This is a genomic window from Hymenobacter qilianensis (assembly GCF_014638675.1).
In the GTDB taxonomy this organism is placed as follows: Bacteria; Bacteroidota; Bacteroidia; order Cytophagales; family Hymenobacteraceae; genus Hymenobacter; species Hymenobacter qilianensis.
The window spans coordinates 156903-171669 of record NZ_BMFN01000004.1 but is presented as its reverse complement, the minus strand read 5'-3'; the positions used below and the strand labels follow the sequence as shown (position 1 = coordinate 171669).

Sequence of the window (14767 nt, the reverse complement as noted above, 5' to 3'; positions counted from 1 at the left end):
CTTCGTGCTGGGGTTCAAAAGCAGACGGAGCCGACAGCTTGAAAATGTGCCGCTCATCGGATTTATCTTGCCGAACTTCTGCTGGCCAAAAATGGATCTGACTACCTTGCCTTCCGCTGCCCCTGTCGTTGAAAAAGCCCCCCAGCCCTTCGCTGGCCTGTTTGTTCTTGAATTAGCCTCCGTATTAGCGGGGCCGCAGGTCGGTCAGTTCTTCGCAGAACTTGGGGCGACAGTTATAAAAGTGGAAGCCCCCAGCGGCGACGTAACTCGCACCTGGAAGACCGCCTCTGAAAATTCTGAAACTGATATTTCCGCCTATTTCGCTGCTTCAAATTGGGGTAAAAAGTCTATCGTTCTGGACCTCACCACGGCTGATGGCAAAGCAGCTATCCAGGCTCTCGCTGCTCGCGCCGACATCGTGTTGGCTAGCTATAAACCAGGCGATGCTGAAAAGCTGGGCGCCGATTATATTACCCTTTCGGCCGCCAATCCGCGTCTCATCTACGGTCATCTCACTGGCTACGGCCCTGCCACCAAACGCGCGGGTTACGATGCAGTGCTACAGGCCGAAGCGGGTTTTATGTATCTGAATGGCCCACCCGGGAGTGAGCCGCTGAAAATGCCCGTGGCCCTGATTGATCTTTTGGCCGCGCATCAGCTGAAAGAAGGCTTGCTGACCGCCCTTTACCAGCGTACGCACACCGGCCGCGGCACCTATGTGCAGACGTCTTTGCTCGACAGTGCATTGGCTTCGTTGGCTAATCAGGCCGCGACCTGGCTCGTTACCGGCCACGACCCCAAGCCTTTAGGATCCGGGCATCCGGGCATTGTGCCCTACGGTACCGTGTATTGCGCCGCCGATGGCCGACATCTGGTGCTGGCCGTGGGCAGCGACCGGCAATTTGGTCTGCTGTGTGCGGCTCTAGCCCGGCCGGATTGGACGACACATCCGCGCTTTCAAACGAATGCCCTGCGAGTAGCTAATCGAACAGCGCTGGAAGAGCTGCTGCGCCAGCGCATAGGGGAAGTAAATGGCGATGAGCTGCTGCAAACGCTGGAAAAGCAGGCCGTACCAGCGGGCGCCGTGCGCACGGTAGGGGAGGCGATAAGGCACGAGTCGGCGGAGCGGATGATTTTGCCCCCTACAGCCGATTTTCCGCATTCGGGTCTGCGAACGGTTGCTTTTCAGAGCAATACTTGGGAATCCGCAGCCGCACTCACAAGCCCGCCGCATCTGGCTCAGCATCAGGCAGAAAATGGATTGCTGACCCCTGAATCGTAGCAAACCGATTTGGCAAAATCCGGCTTGGCACAGCTTTGGTCCATTAACTTAACAAGCTCAACCGCGTAACTTCCTACTACTGCTCACGGCTTTCCGGCCCGGCGGCCACCTTTACCACCCTTTGCAATTATGGCCAAAAGAACCCCCAAAAAACCAGTTGCTGCTCCTCTAAAGGATGCTGAAACTACGCATAAACATGAGGAGGCGATGGCTGCCGCTGAAGAAATTACGGCTGAGGTAGCTATTGAGCGTCTGGCACTTATTTCGGAAGGACTAAAGCAAAAAGCCACGGCTAAGCAAGCCATCTTCCGTAATACCAGCGCCGCCTTTGAGTTGCTGCGTCAGGTATCGATGGAGCTGACGCTGGAGCTAAGTCGGCGCATCACGGCCATCGATTCTACAGTGGTAATTGAGTACCGGCCCATCAACGAGATGGAGTTTCACATTCGTTTCTCCGGCGACCTACTCATGTTCGTGATGCACTCCAATATTGTCACTTTTCCCGATGACTACGGCCCCATGCCGAGCAAGTACGTAGGAGAGGATTTTCGGCGCCGCTTTTTCGGCCATATTATGGCCTATAATTTCATGGCCGATAGCATCAAATACCAGCGCCTCAATGACCCTGGTTATTTAGTGGGCCGACTGCTCATTAATATCGAAAATCACTACTTCATCGAGGGTGTAAAAGAGCTCGAACTGCCTGATATAAATATGGCTGATAACATGCTCACCCACGACGCCCTGAAACTGTTCGTGGAGAGCGCTATGATTGCCGCCGTAAACAACGATTTGATTGCGCCGCCGCTCCAGGAAATCCAGAAAATTACGGTAAAGCAAAAAATTGAAAATCAACAGGTAAGCCGCGGTAGTAAATTAGGTTTTAGCTTCTATAGTGGCCAGCATCACCTGGAATGATTGACCCGCTGACGTATTAGGTTATAGGTTTGTAAGGATATTTTAGTTCAACAAAAAAGCCCCCCAGAAGTAGTTCTGGGGGGCTTTTTTGTTAGAAAATCTGCTTCAATTATGCTGTTCTATTTGTCAGGCTCAAGTAGTTCGTTTTTAGACAGAATACCCAATTTTTTCGCGTACCCGATTTAAAACCTCACGGCCGTACGCCTGCGCTTTGCGGGCTCCTTCGGCCAAGCGCGCATCTAGCTCGGGCAGGTGTTCCATGTAGAAAGAAAACTGCTCGCGCTCGGTAGCAAAACGCTGCATAATCAGGTCGAATAACGCCTGTTTGGCGTGGCCGTAGCCGTAGCCGCCAGCCAGATATTTCGCGCGCATTACTTCCGTATCGGCGGGCGTAGCGAGCAGCGAATACAGCTTGAAAATAGTGTCGTTTTCCGGGTCTTTCGGGTCGTCAAGTCCGCGGCTGTCCGTCACGATAGTTTTGATGGTTTTGAGCAGGTCTTTTTCGGGGGCAAATATGTCGATGATATTACCGTAGCTCTTGCTCATTTTCTGCCCATCGGTGCCCGGAATCGTCATCAATTGCTCATCAACACGAGCCTTAGGCAGCACAAACGTTTCGCCGTAGCGACTGTTGAATGTAGCAGCAATGTCACGCGTTATTTCCAGGTGCTGAATCTGGTCTTTGCCCACAGGCACAATGTCGGCGTCGTAGAGCAGAATATCCGCCGCCATCAGCACCGGATACGTGAACAAGCCCGCGTTTACGTCTGCTAGCCTATCCGATTTATCCTTAAAGGAGTGCGCATTTGCCAGCATCGGATACGGCGTGAAGCAGCTCAGATACCAGGTCAGCTCCGTTACCTGAGGCACATCAGACTGGCGGTAAAACAGATTTTTCTCGGTATCAAATCCGCAGGCCAGCCACGCTGCGGCCACGGCGTAGGTGTTTTGCCGCAGCAGTTGCGCGTCGCGCACCGTGGTAAGCGAGTGCAGATCAGCAATGAAATACAGCGAGTCGTTCTGGGCGCTTTTCGACAGCTCGATGGCAGGCAAAATGGCCCCCAGCAAGTTGCCGAGGTGTGGGCGGCCGGTGCTTTGGATACCGGTGAGAATTCGGGACATATTTAGTTGTTCGTAGTTCGTGTTTGCTTTAGGAAACCTACTGCATAGGATAATTTAAAAATGGTTCGCCTCTATTAAATGCCTGAATAAAGGTTTGTAGATTATTTATATTAACTCTTTTGTCTTTTAGTGCTTTTAATAAATCAGGACGCGTGCTAACAAATAAAGAAACATATTCACGGAATCTCTTTCCGCCCTCATCAAATACGGTATATGGAATAGCAGATGCGTAAGTTTCGCCTGCTCTTTGTAATAAATAAATATTTGGTGGTGGCATATAGCCTGCTATAGGTTGATATTCATACCGCATAAGAGATACTGCTCCACTATCAAGTAATTCAACAAATATGTTATTAGCAGTTTCGTCCGTGAATCCTGATTGAGATCTCACCGGAAAGCCACTTGCTTTGATATAACGACGCAGACCAATTCGATACGAGTGAATATCCTTCCAGAGATATTTTACCGTTCTGTCTTTATCAATTTTTGATGTTAAATATTTCCCGCTTTCCTTGATGGCGCTATAATGACGAACATATATGTCATTTTCTAGCACGTAAGAACCGGGTTTAAAATCGAACTGTGCTTTTGTTAGAATTGGTAGAAAAAGAATACATATAAACAGAAGAAAGGAACGCATATAAAGTTTTCAGGAATTGATAAAGAGGCATTAGACTCAAACACTTACATCAGCCGCTGCTTCCTGCTGCAATTCCACAGTCTCTTCGTGGCCGAGGTAGCGGTCAATCAGAAAATGAGCCAAATAAATAACCGGCGTAAGCAGAATTGCCGCCCCGAATTTATACCAGTAGTTCGTGTTGGCTACGCTCAGTACTTGGTCGAACGACCAATTGCCGAATAAGTAAAACGCCACATACAGCACCACGAAGCTATCCACGAGCTGCGAGATAAGCGTGGAGCCAGTAGCGCGCAGCCACACGTAGCGCCCACCCGTCAGGCGCCGTATAGCCTGAAATACCGTCGCGTCGAGCACCTGTCCAATCAGAAAGGCCGTGATGGAGCCGGCAATAATTCCCAGACCTTGGCGGAAAATGCTTTGGTAAGCAAAGTCAATATTGAATGGACGGCCAGCCGCGTCCGTCTTGTTTACATCGAGCCAGAAGGCGGCGGGGGGCAAATGTGTGGTGGCCAAAATAACCACGAAGGCATACAGAATCAGGCCGACGGTGAGGTAGCTGATGCGCAGCACGCCCGCTCGCCCAAAGTATTCGTTGATGATATCGGTGGTGACAAATACGACCGGCCAGATCAGCACACCGGCCGTCAGGTTACCGGGCAGTCCCATTAGGGCATCCACCGAAAATATCTTGACTCCAATGATTTCTGCCAGCAATGCATTCACCACAAAAATCCCGCTGAGTACGAGATAAAGCTGCTGTTTTTTGCGTGCAAAAGGCGTCATAAGGTGGCTAGTAGGCGGTATTTAGTAATCGTTGATCACAAGAACGTCATGCAGAGCAGAGCGAAGCATGACGTTCTTGTGAAGGCAAAATCGTGTTCTTACAAACTCACAATTTTGCCTTCAGTGGCCAGCTCTACCCACTCAAACACTGCCTTTGCCTCATTCAATAAAGGCTCCAGCTCGCGGTAGCGGGAGGAGAAGTGACCAATGAGCAGGCGGTGGGCATTGGCCCGACGCGCCAGGTGTGCCGCTTGCCGTGCCGTAGAATGATGAGTAAGCGTGGCCCGCTCGCGCATATCATCCATAAACGTAGCCTCGTGATACAGCAGGTCCACATCGCGCACCAGGTCGGCTAGGGCAGGCGTGTAGAGCGTATCGGCGCAGTAGGCGTAGCTGCGCGAAGGCGAAGGATCGGTGGTGACATCGGCGTTGGCCACCACCAGATTGCCGGCTTCGTCGAAGATATCTTCGCCCTGAGCCAAGCGGCCCAGCTGAGCTGGCGTGAGGTCGGCGGGAAGGCGGGTTTTATCGAGGTGGCGGCGCTTGGGGTGCTCCCGAAACAGGTAGCCACAGCACGGAATCCGGTGCCGCATGGGCAGGCTATGCACCGTCAGGTACTTGTCCTCATACACCAGCGCGTGCTGCGTAGTATCGACGGGGGTAAAGTTCAGCTCGAATGAAAGCTGGGTATGGGAGTAGCGAAACTGTGTGCTGAGAATATCGTCGAGGCCGGCCGGGCCGAAGAGCAGCAGCGGCTCGGTGCGGCCGTGCAGGTGCATGGTAGAAAGCAGCCCAAACAGTCCAAAAAAGTGGTCGCCGTGGAGGTGAGAGATAAAAATGGCCCCCAGTCGCTGATGGCGCACTTTGTATTCCATCAGGCGTCGTTGAGTGCCTTCGCCACAGTCAATGAGGTAAGAGTTCGCGTCGACGGAGAGCACCTGGGCTGTGTGGTGCCGGTTGAGAAAAGGCGTGGCCGAAGCGCTACCCAGGATTTTTAGCTCAAACTCCATGTAAAGGTAAAATGGCTAAATGGCTGTAGGGTAAATGGCTGGTCGTTCTATTGTTACCAAATGCACAGTCAGGACGACCAGCCATTTACCCTACAGCCATTTAGCCATAAAAAAAGTTGGTCGTCTACTATCAGCTTCGATAAACTGACAACAGACAACCAACAGCAGATAACTAAAAAACCTATTCCTTGCTGGTCAAGTCGCGCTCGATAGCGTGCAGAAATACGCGGTCAATACCTTCTTCAACGGTGGGCAGAATATGCAGTACTGATTCAAGCTTGCTGATTGTGATAAGCTTCATCACGTGGTCTTGCAGGCCCGTTAGTACCAGCAAGCCACCAGTAGAGTTGCACAAGCGGTTGGCAATCAGGATAGAGCTAAGCCCGGAGGAATCGGTGTACTTCACGTTGCCCAGATCCAGGATAAGGTTGTTGATGCCTTCCGCGTTCAGCTTGACAAACTCCGATTTTAGGTCCGGGGCCACCGTGGTGTCCAGCTTCTTCTCATCAATAGTGATGATGGTGTAAGTTTCCTTTTTATCGATGGAGTACTTCATACGGACGTGAGGGACGGGTTAAAGGGAATTGCGAAGGTAACAAAAATTCAGTTGGCGTGAAATGAGCGAGTCCCGGATAAGGAATACTCGGACGCAGACAAAAGTAAGTGTACAGAATGGTTTAATCAGGCGTAGAAAAGCGGAATAAGTACTCTGTTTTATTGTTCTGCTTATTCAAAACATACACTAAGCTACGAGAAATACTGATCAAATTTAAGTACTAATCCCAAGAGTATTAAAGGCGCTTCTGGGGGGCAAATCCAAAAGTGAGCGTGGCCCAGGTGCTTTGCCAATCGGCTGTTTTCCGGTCGGTGGTGGGCACCATATGCACAGCGCTAAGCATATAGCTGCCCGGCGCCGACAAGTGAAACAGTACTCGACCACTTTGGTTGGTGTATAATTTGGTTCGGCGGGTAATTGTTTGATCGGGTGCGCCTCGTTGCCACACCTGCACCAGCGCCCGGCGTAGCGGCTTGCCTTCATACAATACCCGCACCGTGAGAGCGGCGCCGGTTTTCAGCGCATAAGGATTTTGCTCCGGAATCAATTCCAGTGCCTGCCCGCTGGCTCGGGCAAACGTGCTGTCGTAAGTGGTAATTGGTCCGGCCACAAGAAGCGTTTTGGCGCAGCGCCGGTATAGTTCGCGGCCGGGCTTGGTGGTTTCGCCACGTTGGCGGCGCAGGGCTATGGTATTATCGAGGCCAGCCTCTTGCAAGTAAGCAGTGAATTTATCGTCTGCCAGCTCCACAAATGAATTAGTGGTGGTAAGCGCTAGCAGGTGCATACCTGGCGTTGGGAAAGTAATGGCCGTTTGCAGCGTGTCGGCGCTGGTAGCGGCTGCGGTCAAATCAACGGAGTCGGTGGCGGTGTAATGATACAGACTGGCGAGGCGGGCGCTTTTACCAGCCCACCGCTCACCTACAAAATTATCACCTTTAAAAAGGTGCAGATTCTGCTGGCTGCCAGCTAGTACAAAGAAGCGCGGTGGCAGCAGCCAGAACTCACCAGCCAAGCCCGCCACTGACCATGCTAGTAGGGGCAGGAGCATCAGTAATTTTTGAGGAAAGCGCACCAAATAAGTAAGATAAATTGTGGATGTGGTTGATTATTAGGGTTTAATGAAAAATTAATATAAACAATTTTTCCATTCGTCAGTAGTAGTTTCACAATGCTTGTTTAACTTTTTACTAAAAACCTTTAACAGATGAGAGCGAACACTTTATTTCATTCACTTCCCTCATGGCGGGCATTGCGGTTACTCGCCGTTGGTGTACTAGTTGGGCTGGGTGCTACCGGCTGCGACGACGATGAAGTAGATGTGCCGCCGGTTACCCAGCAAAATATCGTGCAGGTGGCCCAAGGCAATGCCGACTTCAGTGTTCTGGTAGCTGCCGTCACCAAGGCTGATCTGGCCACGACGCTAAGCGGGACCGGACCCTTTACTGTGTTTGCTCCCAACAATGCAGCTTTTGCCAAATTAGCCGGCGGTCCCCTTGACGCCTTTAGCTCGGCAGCCAAAATTAATGCCGTAACGGATGCAAACCAGATTGCTGCCCTGCGTGGCGTATTGCTCTATCACGTACTAGGGGCCAACGTAACGGCCGGCGATATTGCTGCCGGAGCTAGCACCAGTACCACGGCGCGGCCGGCGAGTGCTCCGGGCGTCAATGACAACTCCATCTACCTGACCAAAGCTGGCAACAACGTCTTTATAAATGGCGGCACCAGAGTAGTAACAGCCGATATAGATGCCAGCAACGGCACTATCCACGCTATTGATAACGTACTGCTGCCCCCCAGCCAGACAATTGCCGGCATCGTGCAAAGCAGCGCAACTGCTAGCCCAGCCCAGTTTACGTTGTTGTTACAGGCCCTATCGCGGCCCGCAGCCCAGGCCCTGCTAACGACCGCCGCCGCCAACACTTCCAATATCACCGTATTTGCACCCACCGACGCTGCTTTTCAAGCAGCCTTGACAGCGCTGAACCTGCAAAATGTAAATCAGATACCTGATGCCACGCTGGTAGGTATTTTGCAAAAGCATATTATCGGTACGGGCCGGGTATTCTCGTCCGATCTGGCACCGGGCAACGTGCCTACGCTTAATGGTAATGTGACTATTGCTGCGGCTGGCAACGGCTTTACCGTGCGCGGAGGCTCCGGCACTGCTGCCAACATTACTGCCGCTAATATTCTGGCTACCAATGGCGTAGTGCACGTCATCGATCAGGTGCTGCTGCCCTAACGCTAAACCAGTAGCCCACGCAGCCAAAAAAGCCCCCCAGATATGTGTCTGGGGGGCTTTTTTGGCTGCGTGGGCTACTGGTTTCTACCTTCTTTCCAGCGCCAGAGAGTAGGCGCGGTCGTAGTGTTCACGCAGGTTTTTCCAGTCGAACAATTCGGAGGAGCTTTCTACCTTATTGCGCTGCATAATTCGCTCGCGCCGATTCAAAAGCACAAAGTTCCAGAGCATGTTGGTGAGCTCTTCGGCCGCTTCGTCGAAGGTTTTTTCCTGGCGCTGCACCACATAAATACCTTTGTCTTCGTGGTCGGGCACGTTTTGCATCACGTAGTCGCCAAAGCCGGATAAGTCGCTGGTAATGGCTGGTACGCCACGGGCTACGCACTCCAGCGGCGTATAGCCCCAGGGCTCGTAGTAGGAGGGGAAAATACCCAGGTGGCAGCCGCGCACAAACTGCCCGTATTCCATGCCAAACAAAGGCGACGTAGGCGAAACAAAATCGGGGTGGTACACAATTTTTACGCGGTCGTGCTGATTGTTAACCAGGTTGGAGCGCCGCAGGAAATTTAAAATGTCATCCTTCGCGTCGTCTACCAGGTTGTGGGTGATAACGGAAGGCAGCTGCGTGGTTTTCCAGCTTTGCAGCGTGCGGCGGTAGCGCAGACGCCAGTAGTCGTCCACCATATCCGACAGATTGGGCAAGCGATGATCGGTGCTGGCGGCGGCGGCATACACAAGACGCTCGCCTACCTGCCGCTCAATGGCCGCGCAGGTTTCGCGCACTTCATCCAGCACCGCCCGGCTTTGCAGCACCAGTGGGTTGATGCTGGTGAAGGGCCGCTTCGTGATGAAGAACATCACCACCTGGCCTTCCATGCCGCTTTGCTGCAAGCGGTAGTTCAGACGCGCCAGCGCTTCCAGCGTTATATCGAAGCCTTTGTTGTGATACTCGTAGCGGCCCGAGGTAAACATGTACAGCGTATTATCCAGATCGAAGGCGTAGCTCTGGAAAAAGTGCGCCATTACAAAGTCATGGATTTTGGCCTTGTACTGCTGGTGCAGATTCTGGAATTCGTGCAGGGCCACGAAGCGCTCGATATTGAGGCCGTTGGGCAATACCGCGTCCGGAATTCTATCCAGTAAATAAATGCACTCGCGCACCGTCAGCTCGCTCACGGTGGTAAATACATGGGAGCCGTGGGCGGCCGCGCGTTCTATCCGTACGGCCGTTTCAATATTAAAATGGCGCGATTCGGCATCCCAATCGACCTGCATGAGGTGGTCGTAGAAGTTGGGGTCGTTCATGGCCAGATAGCGGCCCAGCAGCGTGGCGTGCGTGGTAAACACAAGGTGAACAGGTACTTGCTCACGGCGCAACACCGGAATAGCTACGCCCGTCATCCACTCATGAAAATGAGCCACCACGCGCTGGGGCGGTACCACTTCGGAAGTCAGAATTTGCAGAAAAATGGTAGCCAGATGCCCAAAGGCTTCTACCTGGTGCAGCAGATCGTCGTGGTCGGGGGTGGGAATGCCGTGGTGCTGCCAGAGGTCGGCTTTGATGCTGCCGAGGCGGTCGTACACCTGAAAAGGATTGATGAGAACCACCCGCGGCCGGCCCGTTACCAGCCAGGTGCCGTACTGCACATCGTAGCCCATGAGGCGCATCTGGCGCACGGCCCCGGCAAAAGGATCCGTCAGCAAGGTTAGCTCATGATCTTCGATGGGCTCAAACTCGCCCTGCGCCTGCTGCGGAAAATAAGGTCCTAACAAGCAGTAACGGTCGCCCCAGCCCTGTACGGTGGCGGGCACTTTGGAGCGAATAACGGTATAAATGCCCCCCACCTGATTGCAGACTTCCCACGCGACTTCAACGAGCAGTGCATCGGGGGCAATGATTTCGGGGGCTGAGGCGGGTGGCTGCATACGGAAAGGGTTTTTAGGAGGTCGTAGGGCTGGCAAGATAGACGGGCTGACGGATTTTCCGGCAGACGGGCACATGTAAACACGCAAAAGAGCGCAGAACAGGTAACTGGCTCTGCGCTCTTCTGTAAGATTCGATTTACGACTTTTATTGCGAGATAATCAAGACTGAATACGGTGCCAGCCCAAAACAGGCGTGAAAAGGCATCGCGTCATACTCGCCTTCCGTAGCCTCGGCGCCGAAGCTTTCGAAGTTGCCAAACTCGTGGTCGTAGCCTTCCCAGTCGCTATTAAAGCGCACATGCCACTGGCCAGCAGCAGGCAGCCCAATGCAGTACGCCTCGTGGGTGGTGTCGGCGAAGTTGGCCAAAATGATGGTTTCATCGCCGGGGCCGCCTTGGTCCCAGCGGCGGAAGGCAATGAGCTTGGCTTCGTTGTTCAGATGAAAAACCTCTGTATGCTGACCTGAAAGGCCGCGCGTAATGCCAGAGAAATTGCGGCGCAGGCTGATCAGGTCGCGGTAGAGGTGAATCAAGCCGCTATGTTTTTCGGCGTGATTCCAGTTAAGGGGCTGATCGTCGGAGAAAAAGCCGTCGGCCAGCATTGCCTGCCCTTGAAACAGCATCGGAATACCGGGGGAGGTGAGCACGAGCGCGGCGCCTAGCGTAGCGCGTTTTTTGGGATACCAATGATGGGCCGCGCCGGGCATAATTTCCTCCGGCACCCGCGACTTGCCGTTGGCCACTTCGTCGTGCGACTCGGTGTAGATAACCCGCTGAAAGGCATCGCCATTATAGGTTTGCATGATGGCGGCGGCTACGGCCGGCATGTCGCGGTCGGCGTCGTGCTGAGTTGTCAGGGCTTCGCGAACGGGATACACGAAGGCGGCATCCCACTGGGTAGAAAAGCCCTGGCCCTCCTGATCGGTGGGGCGGGTGATGTACTCATTACCTAATAGATCTTCCGCAATCGTGATTTTCCAGGGCATACACGCCCGAATCTCCTCATTGATCCAGCGCATCAGGTCCCAGCCTTCGGGTAAGTCGGTGGAGGGGTCGGTGCTGCCGTGCACGTTGCGAATGTGGGAGATAGAGTCGGCCCGCAGGCCATCGACCCGAAACTCTTCCAGCCACATCAGGGCATTGTCGCGGATGTACTGGCGCACTTGTGGGCGGCCGTAGTCGGGGCGGTTATGGCCCCAGGGCGTTTCGGCCCGCCAGTCGTTGTAGAAATAAATGCCGCCGCCGTCGTTTTCCTGCCAGCCGTCGAACTGCCACAGGTCGAGGTCGCCGGGGCCGAAGTGATTATAAACGACGTCCAGAATAACAGCTATTCCGTGCCGGTGAGCCTCTTTTATAAGTTGCTTGAACGCGTTGGCCCCACCATAGTCGGTTTCGATGGCGAAGGGATGCGACGGATTGTAGCCCCAGCTCCGGCTGCCCGGAAACTCCGTGGGGGGCATTATTTCGATGGCATTGATGCCCAGCTCCCGCAGATAATCCAGCTTCTCGATAACGTTGTAGAAGGTGCCGGGCTTATCCGGATCGGGGGCGTTGAAGGTGCCCACATGAATCTCGTAGATAACGAGCGTGTTCCAGGGGGGCATTTCAAAGTGGTCATCTTCCCAGTCGAAGTCGTGGTTGGGCACCACGGAGTTGCCGGCCGAGTGCGTGACCTCGCGGGCGTAGGGGTCGTTTTTGCTTAGCTCCTGCCCGTTGTTGCAGAGCAGAAACCGGTACTCATCGCCGGGCTTCGCGCCGGCAACATCGGTAGCCCAATAGCCGTCGGCCTCGGGTTGAAGCGGGTGGCTTTTGCTGGACCAGTCGTTGAAGGTGCCAATTACGTTAACTTCCTCGGCATGAGGTGCCCATACGCGAAAGGTGGTGCCAGTGGAGTGTGGAATAGCGCCCATACCCAGCTGTAAGGTAGGGGCGGTGGGGGTAGGGTGAGTTGGCATTTAGGGGTAGTAAAACACGGAGCCGTCGCTACGAAAACCGGACGGTAGATCGTGTTAAACTGACGAGGTTAGTATTTGGTTGTCTGAGGCGCAGCCGGCCCCCGTCAGAGCACTACAATAGCCGTGAAATTTGCCGTGCTTAGTGGCTATAAATCCTGCTTTCCCGCCTACCACGACCGGCCTCTGGCCCATGCCACAGAGAAAGGCAGGAAATAGTGTGCCGTGGCAGCCCAAGAGAAAAGTGGCGACAGCACGGGAAGTAGTGGGCATTGCGGAATAAATTGCCGGCGTTTCGTGTTCTCAAATTTGCCCCCCAGCCATGCCCAACCTATCGGCGGGCGGCTGGTTGTTGAATTTTTGTATCTATCTCGCTTTCATGGCTCGACCTAAACCTGTTCGTTACGGCTTATACCCCTGGACTCCCGATTATGGCCTGCGCTACATCCATCCGGCCAACCGCCGCACCTTCGAGTGGCTGGAGCCAATGGGTAAGTTATTTGAGAAAATTGATGAAACTGACGACTGGATTTTGATTCGCTACGACGAGCAGCAGTTCAAAGTCAGTGGCGAACTGTTCACGGAGCTAAGCGAAAAACCCGTGTTCAGCTTCGGCGACTTAGTAGAAGAAATAAACCCCGAGCCGGGCCGGGCGCCGCACCGTGGCCTCATCTCCGATGTGTATTGGGACGAAAGCAGCGACCGGCCCCGATTTCAAATTGTGGAGAAAAAGCGCAAAATAAAGCGGGTGTTTGAGCCCGAGGAATTGCGCAGCGTGTAGCGTTATTTGAAGTCAGTTTCACGAAAAAAGCCCCCCAGACGACTATCTGGGGGGCTTTTTTCGTGAAAGAATTATTGTAAACCGATTATAATACCGGTGACCACAGCCAGTGCGCCCAGCACTAGTAGCCCTAGGTATAAGGGCAGCACAAACTTCCACCACGCATCAAACCGCACGCCGCAGGCCGCCACAATAGCCATGAGGGCGCCATTGGTGGGAGTGATCAGTTCGCAGAGGCCAGCGCCGTATTGATACGCCAGCACCGTAACCTGGCGCGACAAACCGAGCAAATCGGAGAGGGGCGTGAGAATGGGCATAGTGAGCACCGCTTGGCCGCTCACACTGGGCACGGGCAAATGCAGGGCCGTATGAACCGCCATCATACCCAGGGCCGACAGTGTAACCGGCAGCCCCGCCAGTGGTGCCGACATCGCCTGCACAATTGTATCCACTATCTGGCCCTGCTCTAGCACCACAAAAATGGCGCGCGCAAAACCAATCAGCAGGGCCGAAAAAGCCAAGTCGCGGAAGCCGGCAATAAAGCTTTCAGCTGTGCCCGTTAGGCCCAGGCCACCAACTAAGCCGGCCGTTACGCCCAGCACGAAAAACAACGCGCCCATCTGCTCGAACTCCCAGCCCAGATTCAGGACGCCGTAGGTAAATGCGGCAAACGTGAGCAGGAGCAACAGCAGCACCAGCCCATGGCGGCCCACGCCGCCCGTAGCTTCGGTTTCGGCTTCTGCAAGTTCAGGGGCTATGCGGTGGCGGGTAGCGTAGCGCATGGTGCCGCCAATCCAGAGAGCCAAGGCGGCGGCCAGAAAAATCAGCCGGAAGCCCGCCCCGGATAGTAGGGGCAGCTGCGCCAACTTTTGAGCAATGCCTACTTGAAAAGGATTAATCGGGCTAAAGGCTGCGCCCACGGCTGCCGCCCCCAGGCTCACCGCCGCAGCCGTAAGCACCGGATAACCCAGGCGCCGCATAAGTACCAGTAGCACGGGCACCAGCGGAATGATTTCCTCCTGCATATTCTCCAGCGCGCCCATCGTGGCGAAAAGCAAGGAGATAAGCGGAATAACAAGCGCCTCACGCCCTCGAAAGCGCACCAACAGCCAGTCGACACCCCGCCGCAGCGCGCCCGTATGGTCGACTACGGTGAAAGCGCCGCCCGTCAGAAAAACGAAAAAGATAACGCTGGCCGCTTCCTGCATACCTCGCGGAATACTAACCACGGCCTCCAGCAGACTGACCGGCGACGGTGCCACCCGGTGATAGGAGCCAGGAATGACTACTTCGCGGCCAGTGGCTGCATCGGCGCGGCGCTCAAATACGCCGGCGGGCAGCACGTAGCTGAGCAGTGTGGCCAGCACAATAAACCCAACTAGAAGAACCAGCGGGTGCGGGAAGCGAAAGGTGTTCATGATGTGGAATAAGGAATGCTGTACTGTCAGCAAACATCCACGAAAAAACGCATTCCCCACTAATCAGCCTTAAAACTAAGTGGCCGCAGACTGTGGCAGCCAGAGCAAACCAGAGGCGTAAATACGTGTCGGGTCAAC

Annotated in this window: 13 protein-coding genes; 4 read left to right on the top strand and 9 right to left on the bottom strand. The window is 54.0% G+C overall.

Going from position 1 to position 14767, the window contains the following annotated elements; genetic code table 11:
* The first annotated feature begins 91 nt into the window (after window positions 1-91).
* Entirely contained in the window at window positions 92-1282 is a 1191-nt protein-coding gene (locus tag IEW06_RS18830) for a CaiB/BaiF CoA transferase family protein (protein ID WP_229743177.1), read from the top strand.
* Between the two features lie 129 nt (window positions 1283-1411).
* Window positions 1412-2200 carry a hypothetical protein gene (locus IEW06_RS18825; protein ID WP_223284417.1) on the top strand — a complete coding sequence of 263 codons (789 nt, stop codon included), beginning with the start codon at window positions 1412-1414 and terminating at the stop codon, window positions 2198-2200.
* Between the two features lie 147 nt (window positions 2201-2347).
* Here the strand turns inward: IEW06_RS18825 and trpS are convergent, their stop codons facing one another.
* The 6 genes from trpS to IEW06_RS18795 form a co-directional block, all read right to left on the bottom strand.
* The gene (gene trpS / locus IEW06_RS18820) at window positions 2348-3322 is read right to left on the bottom strand and encodes a tryptophan--tRNA ligase (RefSeq protein ID WP_187731346.1); all 975 of its coding nucleotides are present in this window, start codon (window positions 3320-3322) and stop codon (window positions 2348-2350) included.
* Between the two features lie 37 nt (window positions 3323-3359).
* Window positions 3360-3962, bottom strand: a complete 603-nt coding sequence (locus tag IEW06_RS18815; protein ID WP_187731347.1) for a hypothetical protein — start codon at window positions 3960-3962, stop codon at window positions 3360-3362.
* Between the two features lie 36 nt (window positions 3963-3998).
* Complete coding sequence (locus tag IEW06_RS18810; protein ID WP_187731348.1) at window positions 3999-4745, bottom strand: queuosine precursor transporter; 747 nt, start codon at window positions 4743-4745, stop codon at window positions 3999-4001.
* 98 nt (window positions 4746-4843) lie between these two features.
* Window positions 4844-5755, bottom strand: coding sequence for a ribonuclease Z (locus tag IEW06_RS18805; RefSeq protein WP_187731349.1), 912 nt, complete (start codon window positions 5753-5755; stop codon window positions 4844-4846).
* A 181-nt stretch (window positions 5756-5936) separates the two neighbouring features.
* On the bottom strand, window positions 5937-6311 hold the full coding sequence (locus IEW06_RS18800; protein WP_084446661.1) for an STAS domain-containing protein: 375 nt from the start codon (window positions 6309-6311) through the stop codon (window positions 5937-5939).
* Window positions 6312-6546: 235 nt separating this feature from the next.
* Window positions 6547-7359 (bottom strand): DUF4198 domain-containing protein, encoded by an 813-nt coding sequence (locus IEW06_RS18795; RefSeq protein ID WP_188548747.1) that lies wholly within the window; start codon window positions 7357-7359, stop codon window positions 6547-6549.
* A gap of 201 nt (window positions 7360-7560) precedes the next feature.
* On the opposite strand from IEW06_RS18795, the gene IEW06_RS18790 reads away from it, so the two are divergent.
* Window positions 7561-8556, top strand: coding sequence for a fasciclin domain-containing protein (locus tag IEW06_RS18790; RefSeq protein WP_187731351.1), 996 nt, complete (start codon window positions 7561-7563; stop codon window positions 8554-8556).
* Between the two features lie 84 nt (window positions 8557-8640).
* On the opposite strand, the gene IEW06_RS18785 is transcribed toward IEW06_RS18790, so the two are convergent.
* Both IEW06_RS18785 and IEW06_RS18780 read right to left on the bottom strand, forming a co-directional pair.
* Entirely contained in the window at window positions 8641-10479 is a 1839-nt protein-coding gene (locus IEW06_RS18785) for a glycosyltransferase (RefSeq protein WP_188548746.1), read from the bottom strand.
* Between the two features lie 145 nt (window positions 10480-10624).
* Window positions 10625-12433: an alpha-amylase family glycosyl hydrolase gene (locus IEW06_RS18780; RefSeq protein ID WP_229743176.1), complete on the bottom strand. Its 1809-nt coding sequence runs from the start codon at window positions 12431-12433 to the stop codon at window positions 10625-10627.
* Between the two features lie 376 nt (window positions 12434-12809).
* Between IEW06_RS18780 and IEW06_RS18775 the strand changes: the two genes are divergently transcribed.
* On the top strand, window positions 12810-13211 hold the full coding sequence (locus IEW06_RS18775; RefSeq protein WP_187731352.1) for a DUF6960 family protein: 402 nt from the start codon (window positions 12810-12812) through the stop codon (window positions 13209-13211).
* Between the two features lie 71 nt (window positions 13212-13282).
* Here the strand turns inward: IEW06_RS18775 and IEW06_RS18770 are convergent, their stop codons facing one another.
* Window positions 13283-14629 carry a YfcC family protein gene (locus IEW06_RS18770; protein WP_187731353.1) on the bottom strand — a complete coding sequence of 449 codons (1347 nt, stop codon included), beginning with the start codon at window positions 14627-14629 and terminating at the stop codon, window positions 13283-13285.
* Window positions 14630-14767 lie beyond the last annotated feature (138 nt).